We start from the raw sequence: 22,113 nt of genomic DNA on the forward strand, positions 1-22,113 counted from the left end.
CGGGTCGATAGACTGGTAGGCAGATTCAGTCGAAACAATCAAGGGTGGAACATCATGGCCAACAATGGTCGCCGGTCGGTTAAAGCGAAGAAGGGCCCAACCGTCGGAACCGGCGGCCACGGCCGCAAGGCCCTGGAAGGCAAGGGCCCCACGCCCAAGGCTGAGGACCGCGTCTACCACAAGGCCCACAAGGCCAAGCAGCTCGCCGAGCGGTCCGCCGCGAAGCGCAACGCCGGTGCCCGCAGCGCAGGAGCGGGCAAGTCCGGACCCAAAGGCCGGGCAACGGAGGAAGTCGTTACCGGCCGCAACTCCGTGGTGGAGGCGCTCCGCGCCGGCATCCCCGCCAAGGCCCTGCACGTCGCCATCCGGATCGAGATGGACGACCGGGTCAAGGAGTCCCTCAAGCTCGCGGCCGAGCGCGGCATCCCGCTGCTCGAAACCGGAAAGCCCGAGCTGGACCGGATGACCGATGACGCCGTCCACCAGGGGCTGGTCCTCCAGATTCCGCCCTATGACTATGCCGACGCGTACGAGCTGGCCGAGGAAACGGTGGCGAAGTGGAAGAAGGGCCACATCGGCAATGCTCCGCTGTTTGTTGCCCTTGACGGGATCACCGATCCCCGCAACCTCGGCGCTATTATCCGTTCGGTCTCCGCCTTCAGCGGCCACGGCGTCATCGTCCCCGAGCGCCGATCCGTGGGCGTCACCGCGTCAGCCTGGAAGACCAGCGCCGGCGCTGCTGTCCGCGTGCCCGTCGCCCGTGCCTCAAACCTCAACAGTGCACTCAAGCAGTTCAAGAACATGGGCATCTTCGTCCTGGGCCTCGACGCCGACGGTGACGTTTCGCTGCCGGACCTCACCCTGGCCACCGAGCCCGTGTGCATCGTGGTCGGTTCCGAGGGCAAGGGACTGAGCCGCCTGGTCCGGGAAAACTGCGACCAGATCGTCTCCATTCCGATCGATTCGGCGATGGAATCGCTGAACGCCTCCATGGCCGTTGGCATCTCCCTCTACGAGGTTTCCCGCCAGCGCGCAACGAAGTAAGGCCGCGGACCTGCGGGGCCAGCGTCACACAGCCGGCGTCGCGGCAGGTCAGGCGGCGATGGCCGCTACTATTTAGGTGATGGTCATGCCGCTTTTCGACACCGCTTCCACCATGGACGCCTCATCGGCAGTTCCCCTCGGTGTCAGCGTTCCGCGCGCGGATTCCGGCAGGCCCCCGCAAAGTCCCGGCGGCCGGGTGAACGTGGCCTGCTACGCCCCGGGTGTCGCCAGCCTCGAAATCGCCTACCGTGCCCCCGGCGGAAAGTGGCGCGTCCAGGCGCTGCCCAACATCACCGGCGGCGTCCACCACGGCATCGTCGAAGGCCTGCCGTACGGTTCACGGTACGGCTTCCGGCCCACAGCAGCTGCGCAGGCCCTGCCGCCCGCCGTGCCCGCCAGGGAAGAAGCGGACGACGACGGCGGGCAGCCGCTGCTGCTCGACCCCTACGGCCGCGCGGTCGACGAGTGCGACGGTTTTCTTGCCAACGTGCGGATGGCGGGCGACTTCGACTGGGCGGGCGATGAACGCCTGCGCCTGAAGTGGCGCGACACCATCATCTACGAAGCACACGTGCGCGGGCAGACCATGCTCCACCCGGATGTGCCGGCCGAGCTGCGCGGCACCTACGCCGGCTTTGCGCACCCCGCCGTCGTTGAGCACCTCAAAGGCCTCGGCGTCACGGCGGTGCAACTGCTTCCGGTGCACTTCCACATCGATGAACCCCACCTGCAGGACCTGGGACTGACCAACTACTGGGGCTACAACACCGCGGCGTTCTTCGCCCCGCACCCGGCCTATGCCACCCGTGCCGCACAGGAGTCCGGACCGCAGGCGGTACAGGACGAATTCAAGGGTATGGTCAAAGCACTTCACGCCGCCGGGCTGGAAGTCATCCTGGACGTGGTCTACAACCACACTGCCGAAGGCGGCCCGGACGGCCAGACCGTGAGTTTCCGCGGACTGGGGGAGGCCGCCTACTACCGGACCGACGGGCACGGCAAGTACGTGGACACCACGGGTTGCGGCAACAGCCTCAATTTCGCCGAGCCCAAGGTCGTCCAGCTTGTCCTGGACTCGCTCCGGTACTGGGTGGACGAGTTCCATATCGACGGCTTCCGCTTCGACTTGGCAGTCACCCTCTGCCGCAACGGCAACAACGAGTTCGATCCCCGCCACCGGTTCCTGATCGACATCGCGGCGGACCCCGTGCTCTCCGACGTGAAATTGATCGCTGAACCGTGGGACATAGGCTACGGCGGATGGCAGACCGGCCGGTTCCCGCCCGGCTGGGCGGACTGGAACGACCATTTCCGCGATTCGCTCCGTTCCTTCTGGCTCGCGGACCGGCTGGCCATCGAGAACGGCGGCCAGGGCGGATCTGTGTCCAAGCTTGCCGATTCATTGGCCGGTTCCGCTGCCCTCTTCCAGGCCTCCGGACGCTCCCGGCTGGCCTCCATCAACTACGTCACAGCGCATGACGGCTTCACCCTCAATGACCTCGTGTCCTTCGACCGGAAGCACAACGAGGCAAACGGTGAGCAGAACCGCGACGGCCACGGCGACAACCGCAGCTACAACCACGGAGTGGAAGGGCCCACCGAGGACGGCGGGATTCTTGCCAGGCGTGCCCAGTCACGCCGGAACTTGATGGCGTCACTGCTGATTTCCCTCGGCGTACCCATGATCACCGCCGGCGATGAACTGGCAAGGACGCAGCAGGGGAACAACAACGCATACTGCCAGGACAACCCCATCACCTGGGTGGACTGGACCCGGACCCCGGAATCCCACGAGATGCTGCGCAGCACCAAACGCTACATCCGGCTCCGCAAGGAATTCCTGGCAGCCCAGCCCCACGACTTTCCGGTACGGGACGAGCAGTCCTACCTCTACTGGTTCGACCAAAACGGTGAGCCCATGTCCCTCGAGCGCTGGAACGATCCGCGGAACCGCGTGGTCCAGCTCCTCCTCGGATCCGACAACGGCGCCCTGGCGGGCCTGATAGTCGTCAACGGGAGCGCCTCGGACGTCCAGATCACTTTGCCCCGGGTCACCGGCCCAGGCACCGCCCCGCGCACCTTCGAACTGCGGCTGACCACCTCGCCGCTGCACGAACTGCGGCAAGGCGGAGTGGCCGTTTCCGGGGAGACCGACCTTGCCGAAGCCAACTCCATCAGCATCTACCGCACCTAGGGACTTCCAGATTGCGCAACCGTTCCCTCCTGCCACTGCTGCTGAGCGCGCTCGTGGTCCTGGCCCTGCTGGCCTTTGGCGGGTCAAACCTGCTGGGCCAGCTGGCGGACACCACGACGCCGGCACCTCCTTCCAGCGCCGCGGCAGCACCGGGCAGCACCGCACCGTCCGGGCCGGCGCCGGCAGCCCCGGCACCGGCGGCGGACAACCCCTCCGGGCTTCCCGCTATCCGGGAGTCGGAACTGCCGGCGGAGGGGCGGAGGGTCCTGTCGCTCATCCGGGCGGGCGGGCCTTACCAGTACAGCCAGGATGACAAGACGTTCGGCAACTTCGAACGCATCCTGCCGCGGCGGGACCGGGGATACTACCGCGAATACACCGTCCCCACGCCGGGCGAGCCGGACAGGGGAGCCCGGCGCATCGTTGCCGGTGGCGGCGGCGAGAAGTACTACACCGAAGACCATTACGAATCGTTCAAGTTCATAGCGGAAGGCAGCTAGGCACACCAATGAAGATCTACTCCGGCGATACCTGGACACTCGAGGAACTGCAGGAGCAGGTGGCTGACGCCGGACGCCGAAGCCTGGTGGTCCCTCCTGCCGAGGGCAAGCGCGCGGTGCTGGAGACCTTCGGCGAGGTCCTCAGCTTTCCCGAACACTACGGCGTGAACCTCGACGCCCTCAACGACTCCCTGCACGATTTCGCCGACGCCATCATGGACAACGGCAACCCCCCGGTCACCCTGCTCTGGCAGGTTGCCGCGCAGTTCCGGAGCGACCGGTCCTTCGGGGTCATCTGCGAAATCCTCCAGGATGCCGAGAGCTACGCCGGAAAGGACCTGGCCGTCGCCGCCGTCCTGCTCTAGCGGGAGCTACTGCCCGGGGCGTTCCTCGTGCGACAGGTAGGTGTCCAGCAGCCCGGCCGCGCGGCCGCCGTCGTCCTCTGCCGCAAGTCCTTTCCGCATACTCTCCGCCTTTTCCTTTCCCGCCGGGAACGGAGGCAGGAGCGGGATCTCGGGATCGGTCAGCACCTCGATCACCACGGGCCGGTCCGCGGCAAACGCCTGCTCCCATGCGTCGCCCAAAAGCTCCGGATCCTCCACGCGGATGCCCGTCAGGCCGAGCAGTTCGGCGTAGCCGGCGAACGGGAAGTCGGGCAGTTCCTGGCTTGCTGCGAACCGCGGCTCGCCTTCGGACTCCCGCTGTTCCCAGGTGACTTCCGTCAGTTCCCGGTTGTTGAAAACGCACACCACGAACCGCGGGTCACGCCACTGCCGCCAGCGGTGCGCCACCGTGGCAAGTTCTGCTACCCCAGCCATCTGCATCGCGCCGTCCCCGGCCAACGCCACCAGGGGACGGTCGGGGTGCGCAAGCTTGGCGGCCAGCCCGTACGGGATCGAACAGCCCATGCTTGCCAGCGTCCCGGAAAGATGGGCGGGCACATCCGGCGGCAGGACCAGCTGCCGGGCATACCAGTAGACGCAGCTTCCGACGTCGACACTCAGCTGGGCGTTCCCGGGGAGCCTGCCGTTGAGCTCCCGGACCACACGCTCCGGATTTACCGGCGAGGCAGGCACGGCGGCACGGTCGGCCGCGAGGATGCGCCAGCGGCTGACTTCGTGCTCCACGTCAGCACGCCACTCCCGGCGGGTCCGGTGCTCCAGCTTGCTGTCCAGCGCGGCGAGGGCGGACGCGGCGTCTCCGGCCAGGCCCACCTCCACCGGGTAGCGGTTCCCGATCTTCTTTTCGTCGATGTCGATCTGGACGGCACGGGCCGCGCCGGGCGGCGGGTAGAACTCGGTCCACGGATCATTGGATCCAACGATCAGGAGGGCGTCGCAGTTGCCCAGCAGATGCGCGCTGGCGGTAGTGCCGAGGTGTCCCATGGTTCCGACGGCGAAGGGCAGCGTCTCGTCCACATACGGTTTGCCCAGCAGGCTCGTGGCAATGCCGGCACCGAGCTTCTCGGCGACGGCCACCACCTCCCTGGCTGCGTGCCGGGCCCCCTGGCCCACCAGCAGGGCCACCCTCTCAGAGGAGTTCAGGAGGGCAGCGGCAGCATCCAGGTCCTGTTCCCGCGGGGTCTTTGCGGCCGAACTCCAGGACGGCGCCGTGACGACGATGCCGTGTTGCTGTTCCAGCTCCGGCGCGGGCGCTGATTGGATATCGTGCGGGACAATGACCACGCAGGGTGACGAGGTGGCCTTGGCGGTACGGAACGCCCGGTCCAGGACCATGGGAACCTGCTCCGGGGCGCTTACCAGCTGGACGAACTGGGACGCCACGTCCTTGAACAGGTTGCTGAGGTCGATCTCCTGCATGTACGCAGAACCCAGCACCGTCCGGCTTTGCTGACCCACGATCGCCACCACCGGAACACTGTCCAGCTTCGCGTCGTACAGTCCGTTGAGGAGGTGGACGGCGCCCGGGCCCTGGGTGGAGGTGACCACTCCCACGCCGCCGGTGTACTTGGCGTGGCCAACAGCCATGAAGGCTGCGGTCTCCTCGTGGCGGGCCTGGACGAACTCGACCCTGCCGCCGGCACGCCGCAGCGCACCCATAAAGCCGTTGATCCCGTCACCGCTGTAGCCGAAAACCCGCTCCACGCCCCAGGCGCCGAGCCTGTCCACGATTACGTCGGACACTGTACGTTCGGTCATGGAATCCCCTGTACTCGGTGCTGCCTGCCTGCCTGCCTGTCGGAAGCCTTACCCGCCTGACTGGGGTGTTATGCGTTGACGATCAGTCCCAGCTCGGCCTTGGAAGCCAGTGCTTCGTGCCGCGGCAGTACCCGGACGGTGTAACCGAACGGACCCGAACGGTCGATCACCAGGGAGCCGCTGAACAGGTGGCGGCCGTTGCCGAGGTCCTCCTTCACCTGGAGCTCCATCAGGGTGATGTCCGCCAGGGTGTCGTTTTCCTCCGCCCGGCCGTACGCCACCTCGACGAAAACGTCATCCGTCGTGAGGCTGTTCAAGGCCACGTACGCATTGACCTGCAGGGTGTCGCCGATCTGCGGGTCCTCGGCAACGCCCACGGAATCGACGTGCTCCACGTGCACCTGCGGCCAGGCCGCGCGCACCTTGGCGCTCCAGGATGCGAGTGAGCGGGCCTGGGAGTACGAGTTGGCCACGGCACTCCGGCCGGCCCCGGCCGCCGGGCAGTACAGGATGTTGACGTAGTCGCGGAGCATCCGCTCGGCCGAGACGGCAGGGCCCAGGTGGGACAGGGTGTGCTTGATCATGGACACCCAGTGCGTGGGCACCTTCTCGGCTTCCGACGTCGACGGCCCGGCCGCGCCTGCCGAGTCCGAGACCGTGCTGCCGTAGAACCGCGGCGCCACCTGGGTTTCGAGCAGCTCGTACAGGGCGGCCGCCTCGATATCGTCCCGTTCCTCCGGGGAGGCCCCGTTATTGGCCGTGGGAATCGCCCAGCCGTTCTCGCCGTCGTACATCTCATCCCACCAGCCGTCCAGCACGGACAGGTTCAGCGAACCATTCAGCGCCGCCTTCATGCCGGATGTGCCGCACGCTTCCAGGGGGCGCAGCGGGTTGTTCAGCCAGACGTCGCAGCCCGGGAACAGGGTGCGGGCCATGGCGATGTCGTAGTTCGGCAGGAACGCGATCCGGTGCCGCACCTCGGGGTCGTCGGTGAACCGGACCAGGTCCTGGATCATCTTCTTGCCGGCGTCGTCCGCCGGATGGGATTTGCCTGCGATGACCAGCTGGATGGGGTGGTCCTTGTGCAGGAGCAGTGCCTTCAGCCGCTCAGGTTCCCGCAGCATCAGGGTCAGTCGCTTATAGGTGGGGACGCGCCGGGCGAAGCCGATAGTCAGCACGTCCGGATCCAGGACGTTGTCCGTCCAGCCCAGCTCGGCGTCGGCTGCGCCTCGCTTCTTCCACGCGGCCCGCAGCCTGCGCCGGACGTCGTCTACCAGCGCCGACCGCATCTCCCGGCGCAGCGCCCAGACATCAGCGTCGCTGACGTTGTACGCAAGGTCCCAGCGCCCGTTGGCTTCGGCTTCGCTGCCGAACTGGTCGCGGGCCAGCTTGGCGATCCGGCTGTCCACCCAGGTGGGTACGTGCACGCCGTTGGTCACGGAGGTGATGGGCACCTCGGAGTGGTCGAAGCCCGGCCACAGCGCGGAGAACATGCCGCGGGACACCTCGCCGTGCAGCTTGGCCACGCCGTTGGCGCGCTGGGCCAGCCGCAGGCCCATGACGGCCATGTTGAACACCGCGGGGTTGCCGTCCGCGTAGTTCTCACGGCCCAGTTCCAGGATCCGGTCCAGCGGCACGGCCGGAGCCAGGCCCGCCTGGAAGAAGTGGCTGATCTGGGAGATTTCGAAGCGGTCGATGCCGGCCGGAACAGGTGTGTGCGTAGTGAAGACCGTGGAGGCGCGCCCGGCAGCCAGGGCCTCATCGAAGGTCAGGGCTTGCTCACCGGACATGAGTTCCTGGATCCGCTCAATGCCCAGGAAGCCGGCGTGGCCCTCATTGGTGTGGAACACCTCGGGGGCGGGCGCGCCGGTGAGCTGCTGGTAGGCGCGCAGGGCTTTGACGCCGCCCATGCCCAGCAGCAGTTCCTGCTGCAGCCGGTGGTCGCCGCCGCCGCCGTACAGCCGGTCCGTGATGCTGCGGGCAGCGTCATCATTGCCGGGAACGTTGGAGTCCAGGAGCAGCAGGGGAACGCGTCCGACGTCGGCCCGCCAGATGTGTGCCAGCAGCCGGCGGCCGTTGGGCAGCGGGAGGGTGATCTGCAGCGGCTTGCCGTTGCCGTCCGAAGAGGGCTCGCGGAGCAGGGTGAGCGGCAGGCCGTCCGGGTCCAGGACGGGGTAGGTTTCCTGCTGCCAGGCGTCCCGGGACAGTGACTGCTTGAAGTAGCCGGCCTGGTAGAGCAGGCCCACGCCAACCAGGGGAACGCCCAAATCGGAGGCGGCCTTCAGGTGGTCGCCGGCCAGGATGCCCAGGCCGCCGGAGTACTGCGGAAGGACCTCGGTGATGCCGAACTCGGGGGAGAAGTAGGCAATGGAAACCGGCGCCTCGGGGCCCAGGCCCTGGTACCAGCGCGGCTCCTCCAGGTAACGGTCGAGGTCTTCCTCGGCGGCGCGCACCCGCTCCACCACAGACTGGTTGGCGGCGAGCTGCTGGAGTTCCTCGCGGCTCACCATGCCCAGGAAGCTGACGGGGTCCTGCTCGCTCTCTTCCCAGATGCGCGGGTTCAGCCCGGCAAAGAGCTCCCTGGTGGGCCGGTGCCAGGACCAGCGCAGGTTGCTTGCCAGCCGTGCCAGCGGCCGGATGGGTTCGGGGAGGACTGTACGGACCGTAAACCTGCGGATTGCCTTCACCTGCGTCACACTAACGGACAACATCGGCAGCCGGAACCAGCTTTAGGTTTCTTTTGCGTAAATGACAGGGGCCTGCGGGAAATGACACGCGCCGCAACGAAATTAGTGCGCAGGCTTAGCAATCTTCGGCATTTGTCGCTAACGTCGAGCCTGTGACGACTAACTCAGGAACCAGTGCCGCAACAGACGTAATGCCAAAGGGAGCCATCACCGAGGGACTGCGGTTCGGACGTTTTCCGATCACTGCCGTGCAGCCCGTCGTCGAGGGTGGAAAGTTCCCGGCCAAAGCCCTGCCGGGCGAAGGAATCGTGGTGGGTGCCACCTGTTTCCGGGAAGGCCACGACCAGCTCGGCGTCAGCGCCGTGCTCCTGGATCCGTCCGGCGCCGAGCGCCAGCGCGTCCGGCTCGCACCGCCGCGGGGGGAACGCGGCATGGGCACCGACCGCTGGGAAGGCATCCTCACGCCGTCGGAAACCGGGAACTGGTCCTTCGTCATCGAAGCGTGGCACGACCGCTACGGCACCTGGCACCACAACGCCGAAGTAAAGATCGACGCCGGCATCGACGTTGAGCTGATGCTGGCCGAAGGTGCGGCGCTGTTGTCCGAAGCCGCCGGCGACGAGTCACGCAGCGCTGCGGACCGCGACACCCTGCGCTGGGCGGCCGACACCCTCGCCAACCAGTCGCTGAGCACCGAGGAACGGCTGGGAGCAGGCTTCGGCCCTGCGGTTTCCGACATTGTGGCCCGCCAGCCCATCCGCGAACTGGTCACCGTCTCGGAAAAGTTCCCCCTGAATGTTGAACGCGACCGCGCCGGGCGCGGCGCCTGGTACGAGTTCTTTCCCCGGTCCGAAGGAGCCGTCAAGGACCACTCCACGGGTACCTGGACCTCCGGAAACTTCCGTACCGCCGCCAGGAGGCTCGATGCCGTGGCGGCTATGGGCTTCGATGTCCTGTACATGCCGCCCATCCATCCCATAGGTGTGAAGCACCGCAAGGGCCCGAACAACACCCTGGTGGCAGGTCCGAACGACCCCGGGTCACCCTGGGCCATCGGCGCGGCGGAAGGCGGCCATGATGCCATCCATCCCGACCTCGGAACTTTTGAAGACTTTGACGCCTTCGTAGCCCGGGCCAATGAACTGGGCCTGGAAGTTGCACTGGACCTGGCGCTGCAGGCAGCCCCGGACCACCCGTGGGTGACAGAACACCCGGAATGGTTCACAACCCGTGTTGACGGCAGTATTGCCTACGCCGAAAATCCGCCAAAGAAGTACCAGGATATTTATCCCCTCAATTTCGATAATGACCCCGAGGGCCTTTCGAATGAAATTCTGCGGATTGTCCTGCTCTGGGTAAGCCACGGGGTGAAGATTTTCCGCGTGGATAACCCGCACACCAAGCCGGTGTGGTTCTGGGAATGGCTCATTGCCGAAGTCCATAAAGAAGTTCCGGGAGTGGTGTTCCTCGCCGAGGCGTTCACCCGGCCCGCCATGATGCACGCACTGGGCCGCGCCGGTTTCCAGCAGTCGTACACCTACTTCACGTGGCGCAACACCAAAAAGGAGATCGAGGACTACTTCCACGAGGTCAGCCACGAGTCCCCGGCCTTCTTCCGCCCCAACTTCTTCGTCAACACCCCTGACATCCTCACCCCCTACCTCCAGTTCGGCGGCCCCGCCGCGTTCCGGATCAGGGCCGTGCTGGCCGCGACCGGCAGCCCCTTGTGGGGTGTCTACGCGGGCTACGAACTGTACGAGCACGTGGCCCGGCCCGGCGCCGAGGAGTACATTGACAATGAGAAGTTCGAGTACAAGGCACGCGACTGGGACGCCGCAGCGGAGTCCGGGCGCACCCTGGCCCCGTTCATTACCCGGCTCAACCACCTGCGGCGCGACCACCCGGCACTGCAGGACCTGCAGAACCTGACGGTCCACCAGAGCACGGACGACGCGACGGTGGTCTACTCAAAGCACAAGACCCTTCCGGACGGCTCCAAGGACACGCTCATCGTGGTGGTCAACGTGGATCCGCACGTGACCAGGGAATGCACGGTGACCCTGGACCTGGCGGCGCTGGAACTCGATCCCCAGGACCTGACCGCCAACGGGGGCTTCCACGTGGACGACCTCGTCTCAGGGGAAAGCTGGGAATGGGGGGAGTACAACTACGTCCGCCTGGACCCGCATGTTGAGCCCGCGCACATCCTGAGCGTCAGGAGAATGCATCAGTGACTTTCAATCCGCAAAGTTCGGGCCAGCACTTCACTCCCAAGAGCACGTTTGAACTCAACGCCCCGGGCCTCCAGCATGATCCGCTGTGGTACCGGAAGGCCGTGTTCTACGAAGTACTGGTCAGGGCTTTCGCGGATGCCAACGGCGATGGGTCCGGAGACTTCTCCGGCCTCATCGACCGGCTGGACTACCTGCAGTGGCTGGGGGTGGACTGCCTGTGGCTGCCGCCCTTCTTCCAGTCGCCGCTGCGCGACGGCGGCTACGACATCTCCGACTACAACTCGGTCCTGGACGAGTTCGGCACCATCAGCGACTTCAAGCGGCTGGTGGCAGAAGCGCACGCCCGCGGCGTGCGGGTCATCATTGATTTGCCCCTGAACCACACCTCGGACCAGCACCCCTGGTTCCAGGAATCCCGCAAGGACCCGGACGGGCCGTTCGGAGACTTCTACGTGTGGAGCGACACCGACGAGAAGTACCAGGACGCCCGCATCATCTTCGTGGACACCGAGGAATCGAACTGGACGTTCGACCCCATCCGCCGGCAGTTCTTCTGGCACCGCTTCTTCAGCCACCAGCCGGACTTGAACTTCGAGAACCCCCGGGTCATCGAGGCGCTCTTCGACGTCGTGCGGTTCTGGCTGGACCAGGGAATTGACGGGTTCCGCGCGGACGCCATTCCCTACCTCTACGAGGAAGAGGGCACCAACTGCGAAAACCTCCCCGCAACGCACGAGTTCCTGCGGAAACTCCGGGCAATGGTGGATGAAAGCTACCCCGGCCGGGTGATCATCGCAGAGGCCAACCAGCCGCCGAACGAGGTGGTGGAATACTTCGGGACCGAGGAAGAGCCGGAATGTCACATGGCGTTCCATTTCCCCATCATGCCGCGGCTCTACTACGCGCTGCGGGACCAAAAGGCCGCACCCATCATCGACACCATGAAGGACACCCCGGACATTCCCGAGGGTGCGCAGTGGGGCACGTTCCTGCGCAACCACGACGAACTGACCCTGGAGATGGTCACGGCCGACGAACGTGCCGCCATGCTGGGCTGGTACGCGCCGGACCCCCGCATGCGGGCCAACATCGGCATCCGGAGGCGGCTTGCCCCGCTGCTGGACAACTCCCGCGCGGAAATCGAATTGATCAACGCCTTGCTTCTGTCCCTGCCGGGCAGTCCGTTCCTCTACTACGGTGACGAGATCGGCATGGGCGACAACATCTGGCTTGAGGACCGGGACGCGGTCCGTACGCCGATGCAGTGGAACCCGGACCGGAACGCGGGCTTTTCCAGCGCGGACCCGGGCAAGCTGTACCTGCCGCCCATCCAGTCGCTGGTCTATAACTACAGCATGGCGAACGTGGAAGCCGAGGCCGCGCACTCGGGTTCGCTGCTGCGCTGGACCCGGCAGATTTTGAGCGTGCGCAAGAACCACGCTGCCTTCGGCCTCGGCGGCTTCAAGCACGTGGAAGCCGACCATGACGCCGTCCTTGCCTACCTGCGCGAATTGCCGGACGGCAACACCGCCGGCGTGGACGGAGAAACCGTCCTGTGCGCCTTCAACCTTTCGCAGCACCCGGTGGCAGCCCGGTTGCGGGTGCCGGCGTACGCCGGCCGGGGGCTGCGCGATGTCTTCGGGGGACAGGTGTTTCCCGGAATCAATGACGACGGCACGTTGACGCTGACCCTGGGCAGCCATGACTTCTTCTGGCTCCGTGTCCGGTCTCCGGCCTCCAACCCGTCGTCGCCGTACACCCAGGCCATGCCCATCCTGTCGATAGAGAACTGAGATGAACCAGCCGATCCTTACCCCCGCCCTGACCGCGCTCCTGCAGGAATGGCTTCCCAGGCAGCGCTGGTTCCCTGTCAAGACGCCCGAGTTCGAGATGAGCCAGGCAGGCAGCCTGGGCCTTGAAGACCCAGCCAAGCACGCTGCCCTGTCCGTGTTCCTGCTGAACGTCACCACGCGGAATGCCGACGGTGGCAGGCGGACTGCCGTGGTGCAGGTCCCGTTGAGCTTCCGGCCGGCACCCGCGGCGGGAATGGAGCGCGCCCTCGTGGGCGAAGCCGCAGGCACGGATCCGTCCCGGCCCTGGGTCTACGACGCCGTCCATGACCCCGACTTCGTTGGCGCGTGGCTGGAACTGATCCGACAGGAAGCGAAAGCATCCACCGGAACCGCCGCAGGCTTCAAAGTCCCCGGAAGCTACCGGCTCCCCACCGCGCGGGGCGTTGTGAAGGTCTTGTCCGGAGAGCAGTCCAACAGTTCCGTCATTGTTGACGACGGCGAATCGGCCGCGATCATCAAGTTCTTCCGGGTGTTGTCCGAAGGGACGAATCCGGAAATCGAGGTGGGTGCGGCCCTCACGTCCGGCAGCACCTCGGAGGTGCCGGCCACCCTGGGCTGGGTCCGTGGAGAATGGCTGGCGCAGGGGGGTACGGACTCAAGCGGCAAGGGCACCCGCCAGGTTCAGGGGGAGCTGGCTGTGGCGCATGAGTTTCTGGCCGGCGGGCGGGATGCCTGGCGCCTTGCCGTGGATGCAGCGCGGTCCGGCACGGACTTCACCGCGGAGGCCAGGGCCCTTGGCGCCGCCACCGCGACTGTTCACCGGCGGCTCGCAGAAGCCCTGGGGCAATCAGCTGAAAGCGAACCGGGCAAGGTGATCGGGCCGGGAGTGGCCCAACGTGTCCGGCAGGCATGGGCGGAAGCCGGTCCCGCCGTCGGGCCTTATGACGAAGCGCTGGATGCACTGCTTGCCGGCCTTGACGGCGCACCGGCCGGACCGCTGCAGCGGATCCACGGCGACCTGCACCTGGGCCAGATCCTCCAGGTTCCCGGACACAACGGGGGGATTGGCCGCTGGGCCATCCTCGACTTCGAGGGCGAACCCCTGCGTCCCATCGCAGAACGAAACGTCCCGGACGTTCCCCTGCGCGACGTCGTCGGAATGCTGCGGTCCTTTGACTACGCCGCCGGCGCCGCCCAGCGTGAGCAGGAGGGCGCCCAGGTGCCGGACTCCTGGGTGGATGATTGCGCGGAGGCGTTCCTGGCCGGGTATGCGGGCATCACGCCCGGAACCGTGGACCGGAATTCGCCCCTGTTTGTGGCATTGTGGCTGGACAAGGCACTGTACGAAGTAGTTTATGAAATGCGTAACAGGCCCGACTGGCTGGCGATCCCGGTGAACGCCTCCAGGCGGCTCCTGAGCGGTAACAGCGCCGGCCACCAGGCCGGGGCAGCATCGGAAGGTAACGAAATGACAGGCTCAGGCTCAGCACGAACTGACCGGCCAGGGGTACCGCTGCATGTGGATGACGGCACCCTGGGCAAGATCGCGAACGGTGAACATCACGCCCCGCACTCCGTTCTTGGCGCGCATCTGGACGACTACGGCCACGTCACCATCCGTACCGTCAAGCACCTCGCGGAAGCGGTCACTGTCATCACCGCCGCCGGCGAGGTGCCGATGGAACACGAAGCACACGGCGTGTGGGTGGCAGTCATGGAGCCCCTCGACCGCGGGCACGTGCCTGACTACCGGCTGTCGGTAACCTACCCGGGCGCGGAGCCCGTGACCGTCGACGAACCCTACCGCTACCTGCCCACCGTGGGTGAAGTTGACCTGCACCTGATCGGTGAAGGCCGGCACGAGAAACTGTGGCAGGTGCTCGGCGCGCACGTACAGCATTACAAGTCGTCGCTGGGGGATGTGGACGGCGTCTCGTTCGCGGTCTGGGCCCCCAACGCGCAGGCCGTCCGCGTCAAGGGCGACTTCAACGGCTGGGACGGCCGCGAGAACTCCCTGCGGTCGCTCGGTTCTTCCGGGGTGTGGGAAATTTTTGTCCCCGGTGTCTCAGCGGGTGCGTGCTACAAGTTCGAAATCCGGACCCGCGAGGGCTACTGGGTGGAGAAGGCTGATCCCCTCGCCTTCGGCACCGAGGTTCCGCCGCTGACTGCGTCCAAAGTCGTCGAGCCGTCCTACGCGTTCAAGGATGACGAGTGGATGGAAGCCCGCGCCCAGCGGGATCCGCACAACTCGGCGATGAGCGTGTACGAGGTGCACCTTGGTTCGTGGCGCCTGGGACTGGGCTACCGTGAACTGGCCAAGGAACTGGTGGAGTACGTCAAGTGGCTGGGCTTCACGCACGTGGAGTTCATGCCCGTGGCGGAGCACCCGTTCGGCGGGTCCTGGGGCTACCAGGTCACCTCCTACTTCGCGCCCACATCCCGCTTTGGTCACCCCGACGAGTTCCGGTACCTGGTGGATACACTGCACCAGGCCGGCATCGGCGTCCTGCTGGACTGGGTCCCCGCGCATTTCCCCAAGGACTCCTGGGCCCTGGCCCGGTTCGACGGCGAGGCGCTCTACGAACATGCCGATCCCAACCTTGGCGAGCACCCCGACTGGGGCACGCTGATCTTCGATTTCGGCCGGACCGAAGTACGCAACTTCCTGGTGGCCAACGCCCTTTACTGGCTCGAAGAGTTCCACATCGACGGCCTGCGCGTGGATGCCGTTGCCTCCATGCTCTACCTCGACTACTCGCGCCAGGACGGCCAGTGGCAGCCCAACCGCTTCGGCGGACGGGAGAACCTGGAGGCCATCTCGTTCCTGCAGGAAGTCAACGCCACCGTGTATAAGACGCACCCGGGTGCGGTCATGATTGCCGAGGAATCCACGGCATTCCCCGGTGTCACCGCGCCGACCAGCCACGGCGGCCTGGGCTTCGGCCTCAAGTGGAACATGGGATGGATGCACGACTCCCTCAAGTACGCTTCCGAGAATCCGATCAACCGCAAGTGGCACCACGGCACGATCACGTTCTCCATGGTGTACGCCTTCACGGAGAACTTCCTCCTGCCCATCAGCCATGACGAGGTTGTCCACGGCAAGGGATCGATGCTGCGCAAGATGCCTGGTGACCGGTGGCAGCAGCTGGCCAACCTGCGCGCATTCCTTGCGTACCAGTGGGCGCACCCCGGGAAGCAGCTGATTTTCATGGGAACGGAATTCGGCCAGGAGGCTGAGTGGTCCGAACAGCACGGACTGGACTGGTGGCTCGCGGATATCCCTGCGCACAAGGGCCTGCAGTTGCTGACCAAGGACCTGAACGAGCTGTACAAGTCCACCCCAGCCTTCTACACCCGTGACAATGAACCCGGCGGATTCCAGTGGATCAACGGTGGGGATGCGGACCGCAACGTCCTGTCCTTCATCCGGCGGGACATGGACGGCAACCCGGTGGTGTGCGCCATCAACTTCTCTGGCGGACCCCACGTTGGCTACACCCTGGGTGTCCCCGTTGCGGGGGAGTGGAGCGAGGTACTGAACACGGACAACACCACGTACGGCGGATCGGGTGTCTTGAACGACGGTTCCCTGAAGGCCGTTGACGAAGGCCAGGACGGACAGCCCGCCACTTTGACTGTGACGCTGCCTCCGCTGGGTGCGGCGTACTTCAAGCCAGCGGCCGGTGCCGTCCGTGGTGTTCTGCCTGGAGCAGCTGCGACTTCCTGATCGATCCGCAGTCCTGGGAAGGCCCGGAATCCTTGGGATTCCGGGCCTTTCCCCGTCCTGCCTGTATGGCGGAGGGACTGCTCCCGGAGTCGGGTTGGCCTTCCGGGGGAAGTGATGGTAGAGTTTATTTCCGCGCTGATCCACTGAGTCAGGCGGAAAACGACCAAACGAAGCTTCAAGCTGATGAAGGTCGCGGACGCCGCTTTGACAAAGATGAAGTCAGCGGGTAAGTTTGGAAAGTTGCTCCGGAGCGATCCTGAATGTTGGTTTGGGTGGTGCCGGGTGTGTCTGTTGTTTGAGAACTCAATAGTGTGCCAAGTTTGTTGATACCGATTGTTTTATTGATTGGTTGAATTTGCCGGGTCATGCCGCCCCTGTGGTGTGGTCTGGTGTTTTTGGCTGGTTTCAAATTTTGTGCAGCCTTTTCCGGTGTTATTTCCGCTGGTTTTGGTTGTGTCTGTTTTACTTCAACGGAGAGTTTGATCCTGGCTCAGGATGAACGCTGGCGGCGTGCTTAACACATGCAAGTCGAACGATGATCTCCAGCTTGCTGGGGGGATTAGTGGCGAACGGGTGAGTAACACGTGAGTAACCTGCCCTTGACTCTGGGATAAGCCTGGGAAACTGGGTCTAATACCGGATATGACCTTCCATCGCATGGTGGTTGGTGGAAAGCTTTTGTGGTTTTGGATGGACTCGCGGCCTATCAGCTTGTTGGTGGGGTAATGGCCTACCAAGGCGACGACGGGTAGCCGGCCTGAGAGGGTGACCGGCCACACTGGGACTGAGACACGGCCCAGACTCCTACGGGAGGCAGCAGTGGGGAATATTGCACAATGGGCGCAAGCCTGATGCAGCGACGCCGCGTGAGGGATGACGGCCTTCGGGTTGTAAACCTCTTTCAGTAGGGAAGAAGCCGCAAGGTGACGGTACCTGCAGAAGAAGCGCCGGCTAACTACGTGCCAGCAGCCGCGGTAATACGTAGGGCGCAAGCGTTATCCGGAATTATTGGGCGTAAAGAGCTCGTAGGCGGTTTGTCGCGTCTGCCGTGAAAGTCCGGGGCTCAACTCCGGATCTGCGGTGGGTACGGGCAGACTAGAGTGATGTAGGGGAGACTGGAATTCCTGGTGTAGCGGTGAAATGCGCAGATATCAGGAGGAACACCGATGGCGAAGGCAGGTCTCTGGGCATTAACTGACGCTGAGGAGCGAAAGCATGGGGAGCGAACAGGATTAGATACCCTGGTAGTCCATGCCGTAAACGTTGGGCACTAGGTGTGGGGGACATTCCACGTTTTCCGCGCCGTAGCTAACGCATTAAGTGCCCCGCCTGGGGAGTACGGCCGCAAGGCTAAAACTCAAAGGAATTGACGGGGGCCCGCACAAGCGGCGGAGCATGCGGATTAATTCGATGCAACGCGAAGAACCTTACCAAGGCTTGACATGGACCGGACCGCCGCAGAAATGTGGTTTCCCCTTTTGGGGCTGGTTTACAGGTGGTGCATGGTTGTCGTCAGCTCGTGTCGTGAGATGTTGGGTTAAGTCCCGCAACGAGCGCAACCCTCGTTCTATGTTGCCAGCACGTGATGGTGGGGACTCATAGGAGACTGCCGGGGTCAACTCGGAGGAAGGTGGGGACGACGTCAAATCATCATGCCCCTTATGTCTTGGGCTTCACGCATGCTACAATGGCCGGTACAAAGGGTTGCGATACTGTGAGGTGGAGCTAATCCCAAAAAGCCGGTCTCAGTTCGGATTGGGGTCTGCAACTCGACCCCATGAAGTCGGAGTCGCTAGTAATCGCAGATCAGCAACGCTGCGGTGAATACGTTCCCGGGCCTTGTACACACCGCCCGTCAAGTCACGAAAGTTGGTAACACCCGAAGCCGGTGGCCTAACCCCTTGTGGGAGGGAGCCGTCGAAGGTGGGACTGGCGATTGGGACTAAGTCGTAACAAGGTAGCCGTACCGGAAGGTGCGGCTGGATCACCTCCTTTCTAAGGAGCGCCTACAACAACCGTCTGCCAGCGCATGTTGGTGGTGGGTGTTGTCAGGAAGCAGCCCGCAGCACAGACGAGTGTTTTGTGGCGGGTGCTCATGGGTGGAATATCAACAAATAGCGGCTGCTTGTTTCTGCTTTTCTTTCCTAGTACGGACCCTGGTGGTTTTGGAACGGTGGTGGCGGGGATGGGTGGTTTAGTGTTTGGCACACTGTTGGGTCCTGAGGCAACAGGACTGTTGGCGGCCCCCGTTTTGGGGGTTGGTGGCGGGGCGTTGTTTCTGGTTTCCCTGCCGTACCGGTCATGCACGGGTGGCTTCCTTTGTTGGGGGCTGTGTGTGGGGTGTGTGGTGTGGGGTTGTTGTTTGAGAACTACATAGTGGACGCGAGCATCTTTTATAGAAGCAATTTCCAAGACATGAACCTGGATCTGGCCGCATCGTTTTGGTGTGGTTGGTTTCCGTGGTTCTCTCGAGTGTTTTTGTTCTTGATTTTTGTGGTCAAGTTTTTAAGGGCACACGGTGGATGCCTTGGCATTAGGAGCCGAAGAAGGACGTAGGAATCTGCGATAAGCCTGGGGGAGTCGATAACCGGACTGTGATCCCAGGGTGTCCGAATGGGGAAACCCCGCCAGGCGCGCGAGTGATCTGGTGACCCGTACCTGAACTCATAGGGTGCGTGGAGGGAACGCGGGGAAGTGAAACATCTCAGTACCCGCAGGAAGAGAAAACAAATTGTGATTCCGTTAGTAGTGGCGAGCGAACGCGGATCAGGCTAAACCGTTCCATGTGTGATAGCCGGCGGGCGTTGCATGGTCGGGGTTGTGGGACTTCCCGTACTGTCTCTGCCGGGGCAGTGGGGTGATGTGTGCGTATAGGTGAACGGTTTTGAAAGGCCGGCCAGAGAGGGTGTTAGCCCCGTAACCGTAATGCGTGATGCAGCCTGTGGAGGTTATCCCAAGTAGCACGGGGCCCGAGAAATCCCGTGCGAATCTGTCAGGACCACCTGATAAGCCTAAATACTCCCTAATGACCGATAGCGGACCAGTACCGTGAGGGAAAGGTGAAAAGTACCCCGGGAGGGGAGTGAAATAGTACCTGAAACCGTGTGCTTACAATCCGTCGGAGCAGCCTTGTAGTTGTGACGGCGTGCCTTTTGAAGAATGAGCCTGCGAGTTAGTGTTACGTCGCGAGGTTAACCCGTGTGGGGCAGCCGTAGCGAAAGCGAGTCTGAATAGGGCGTGTGAGTGGCGTGATCTAGACCCGAAGCGAAGTGATCTACCCATGGCCAGGTTGAAGCGACGGTAAGACGTCGTGGAGGACCGAACCCACTTCAGTTGAAAATGGAGGGGATGAGCTGTGGGTAGGGGTGAAAGGCCAATCAAACTTCGTGATAGCTGGTTCTCCCCGAAATGCATTTAGGTGCAGCGTTGCGTGTTTCTTGCCGGAGGTAGAGCTACTGGATGGCCGATGGGCCCTACAAGGTTACTGACGTCAGCCAAACTCCGAATGCCGGTAAGTGAGAGCGCAGCAGTGAGACTGTGGGGGATAAGCTTCATAGTCGAGAGGGAAACAGCCCAGACCACCAACTAAGGCCCCTAAGCGTGTGCTAAGTGGGAAAGGATGTGGAGTTGCCCAGACAACCAGGAGGTTGGCTTAGAAGCAGCCATCCTTAAAAGAGTGCGTAATAGCTCACTGGTCAAGTGATTCCGCGCCGACAATGTAGCGGGGCTCAAGTACACCGCCGAAGTTGTGGCATTCACACATGTTCTTAGCCGTCATGGTTCAGGAGTGTGGATGGGTAGGGGAGCGTCGTGTGGGCGGTGAAGCTGCGGTGTAAACCAGTGGTGGAGCCTACACGAGTGAGAATGCAGGCATGAGTAGCGAAAGACGGGTGAGAAACCCGTCCGCCGGATGATCAAGGGTTCCAGGGTCAAGCTAATCTGCCCTGGGTAAGTCGGGACCTAAGGCGAGGCCGACAGGCGTAGTCGATGGACAACGGGTTGATATTCCCGTACCGGCGAAAAACCGCCCATGTTGAACAGGGGATACTAACTGCCCGAAACCTGCCCGACCGTCCTTTGGACGGAAGGGTTTTGGTGGAGCGCAGGGCCTGATCCTGGGAGGCAAGCGTATTAACAGGTGTGACGCAGGAAGGTAGCCGAGCCGGGCGATGGTTGTCCCGGTCTAAGGATGTAGGGCGAACGGTTGGCAAATCCGCTGTTCATGTGCCTGAGATCTGATGGGACCCCCGTATGGGGGGATTCGGTGATCCTATGCTGCCGAGAAAAGCATCGGCGCGAGGTTTTAGCCGCCCGTACCCCAAACCGACACAGGTGATCAGGTAGAGAATACTAAGGCGATCGAGAGAATTATGGTTAAGGAACTCGGCAAAATGCCCCCGTAACTTCGGGAGAAGGGGGGCCCCAACCTTGAACGGACTTCGCGTCCGGGAGGGGATCGGGGCCGCAGAGACCAGGGGGAAGCGACTGTTTACTAAAAACACAGGTCCGTGCGAAGTCGCAAGACGATGTATACGGACTGACTCCTGCCCGGTGCTGGAAGGTTAAGAGGACCGGTTAGCCTCACGGCGAAGCTGAGAATTTAAGCCCCAGTAAACGGCGGTGGTAACTATAACCATCCTAAGGTAGCGAAATTCCTTGTCGGGTAAGTTCCGACCTGCACGAATGGAGTAACGACTTCCCCGCTGTCTCAACCATAAACTCGGCGAAATTGCAGTACGAGTAAAGATGCTCGTTACGCGCAGCAGGACGGAAAGACCCCGAGACCTTTACTATAGTTTGGTATTGGTGTTCGGAGTGGCTTGTGTAGGATAGGTGGGAGACGTTGAAGCCCGGACGCCAGTTCGGGTGGAGTCATCGTTGAAATACCACTCTGGTCACTTTGGACATCTAACTTCGGCCCGTGATCCGGGTCAGGGACAGTGCCTGATGGGTAGTTTAACTGGGGCGGTTGCCTCCTAAAAAGTAACGGAGGCGCCCAAAGGTTCCCTCAGCCTGGTTGGCAATCAGGTGTCGAGTGTAAGTGCACAAGGGAGCTTGACTGTGAGAGAGACATCTCGAGCAGGGACGAAAGTCGGGACTAGTGATCCGGCGGTACATTGTGGAATGGCCGTCGCTCAACGGATAAAAGGTACCTCGGGGATAACAGGCTGATCTTGCCCAAGAGTCCATATCGACGGCATGGTTTGGCACCTCGATGTCGGCTCGTCGCATCCTGGGGCTGGAGTAGGTCCCAAGGGTTGGGCTGTTCGCCCATTAAAGCGGTACGCGAGCTGGGTTTAGAACGTCGTGAGACAGTTCGGTCCCTATCCGCTGCGCGCGCAGGAAATTTGAGAAGGGCTGTCCTTAGTACGAGAGGACCGGGACGGACGAACCTCTGGTGTGTCAGTTGTACTGCCAAGTGCACCGCTGATTAGCTACGTTCGGATGGGATAACCGCTGAAAGCATCTAAGCGGGAAGCTCGCTTCAAGATGAGATTTCCACACACATTGCGTGTGAGAGGCCCCCAGCCAGACCACTGGGTTGATAGGCCGGATGTGGAAGCGAGGACTAACGACTCGTGAAGCTGACCGGTACTAATAGGCCAACAACTTACACCACAACACCATATCGAGTGCTTGCGTCCACTATGTGGTTCCCAACCAACAACCCAACCCGGGTTGTAACGGGGAACCAACCACAAACTGAATAACCACTACTAGTTTGTAACCACAACACAGTTTTCCCACACCCCCAAGAGGGTGACGGGTGAA

Annotated in this window: 9 protein-coding genes and 2 rRNA genes; 9 read left to right on the top strand and 2 right to left on the bottom strand. The window is 63.2% G+C overall.

Annotated elements, in window-relative coordinates:
• Positions 1 to 54 precede the first annotated feature (54 nt).
• The 4 genes from rlmB (at position 55) to ACLH0K_RS04070 (ending at position 4,103) form a co-directional block, all read left to right on the top strand.
• Positions 55 to 1,044: a 23S rRNA (guanosine(2251)-2'-O)-methyltransferase RlmB gene (gene rlmB / locus ACLH0K_RS04055; protein WP_411375566.1), complete on the top strand. Its 990-nt coding sequence runs from the start codon at positions 55 to 57 to the stop codon at positions 1,042 to 1,044.
• 79 nt (positions 1,045 to 1,123) lie between these two features.
• The gene (gene glgX, locus ACLH0K_RS04060; protein WP_411375567.1) at positions 1,124 to 3,238 is read left to right on the top strand and encodes a glycogen debranching protein GlgX; all 2,115 of its coding nucleotides are present in this window, start codon (positions 1,124 to 1,126) and stop codon (positions 3,236 to 3,238) included.
• A gap of 11 nt (positions 3,239 to 3,249) precedes the next feature.
• On the top strand, positions 3,250 to 3,738 hold the full coding sequence (locus tag ACLH0K_RS04065; RefSeq protein WP_411375568.1) for a ribonuclease domain-containing protein: 489 nt from the start codon (positions 3,250 to 3,252) through the stop codon (positions 3,736 to 3,738).
• A gap of 8 nt (positions 3,739 to 3,746) precedes the next feature.
• On the top strand, positions 3,747 to 4,103 hold the full coding sequence (locus ACLH0K_RS04070) for a barstar family protein (protein ID WP_411375569.1): 357 nt from the start codon (positions 3,747 to 3,749) through the stop codon (positions 4,101 to 4,103).
• Positions 4,104 to 4,109: 6 nt separating this feature from the next.
• Here ACLH0K_RS04070 and ACLH0K_RS04075 read toward each other — a convergent pair whose 3' ends face one another.
• Together ACLH0K_RS04075 and glgP are read right to left on the bottom strand one after the other, a co-directional pair.
• Positions 4,110 to 5,897, bottom strand: a complete 1,788-nt coding sequence (locus ACLH0K_RS04075; protein ID WP_411375570.1) for a thiamine pyrophosphate-requiring protein — start codon at positions 5,895 to 5,897, stop codon at positions 4,110 to 4,112.
• 68 nt (positions 5,898 to 5,965) lie between these two features.
• Entirely contained in the window at positions 5,966 to 8,584 is a 2,619-nt protein-coding gene (glgP, locus tag ACLH0K_RS04080) for an alpha-glucan family phosphorylase (protein ID WP_411375571.1), read from the bottom strand.
• Between the two features lie 191 nt (positions 8,585 to 8,775).
• Here glgP and ACLH0K_RS04085 point away from each other — a divergent pair, with 191 nt between their 5' ends.
• From ACLH0K_RS04085 to ACLH0K_RS04105, 5 genes are all read left to right on the top strand, one after another.
• A complete protein-coding gene (locus ACLH0K_RS04085; RefSeq protein ID WP_411375572.1) occupies positions 8,776 to 10,818 on the top strand; it encodes an alpha-1,4-glucan--maltose-1-phosphate maltosyltransferase in 2,043 nt (680 codons plus the stop codon).
• Complete coding sequence (gene treS / locus ACLH0K_RS04090; protein WP_411375573.1) at positions 10,815 to 12,611, top strand: maltose alpha-D-glucosyltransferase; 1,797 nt, start codon at positions 10,815 to 10,817, stop codon at positions 12,609 to 12,611. Before ACLH0K_RS04085 ends, treS begins: the two co-directional genes overlap by 4 nt.
• A 1-nt stretch (position 12,612) precedes the next feature.
• Positions 12,613 to 16,341 carry a 1,4-alpha-glucan branching enzyme gene (locus tag ACLH0K_RS04095; protein ID WP_411375574.1) on the top strand — a complete coding sequence of 1,243 codons (3,729 nt, stop codon included), beginning with the start codon at positions 12,613 to 12,615 and terminating at the stop codon, positions 16,339 to 16,341.
• 467 nt (positions 16,342 to 16,808) lie between these two features.
• Positions 16,809 to 18,336 (top strand): 16S ribosomal RNA (locus ACLH0K_RS04100).
• A gap of 500 nt (positions 18,337 to 18,836) precedes the next feature.
• A 23S ribosomal RNA gene (locus tag ACLH0K_RS04105) occupies positions 18,837 to 21,961 on the top strand.
• Together the 16S and 23S rRNA genes form the textbook arrangement of a ribosomal RNA operon.
• The last annotated feature ends 152 nt before the right edge of the window (positions 21,962 to 22,113 follow it).

This window comes from Arthrobacter sp. MPF02 (genome assembly GCF_046605375.1).
Classification (GTDB): Bacteria; Actinomycetota; Actinomycetes; order Actinomycetales; family Micrococcaceae; genus Arthrobacter.

Bases quoted from the DNA above. Each gene is read 5' to 3' on its own strand.
- rlmB (WP_411375566.1), top strand. From the start codon at position 55: ATGGCCAACAATGGTCGCCGGTCGGTTAAAGCGAAGAAGGGCCCAACC.
- glgX (WP_411375567.1), top strand. From the start codon at position 1,124: ATGGTCATGCCGCTTTTCGACACCGCTTCCACCATGGACGCCTCATCG.
- ACLH0K_RS04070 (WP_411375569.1), top strand. From the start codon at position 3,747: ATGAAGATCTACTCCGGCGATACCTGGACACTCGAGGAACTGCAGGAG.
- ACLH0K_RS04075 (WP_411375570.1), bottom strand. From the start codon at position 5,897: ATGACCGAACGTACAGTGTCCGACGTAATCGTGGACAGGCTCGGCGCC.
- ACLH0K_RS04085 (WP_411375572.1), top strand. From the start codon at position 8,776: ATGCCAAAGGGAGCCATCACCGAGGGACTGCGGTTCGGACGTTTTCCG.
- ACLH0K_RS04095 (WP_411375574.1), top strand. From the start codon at position 12,613: ATGAACCAGCCGATCCTTACCCCCGCCCTGACCGCGCTCCTGCAGGAA.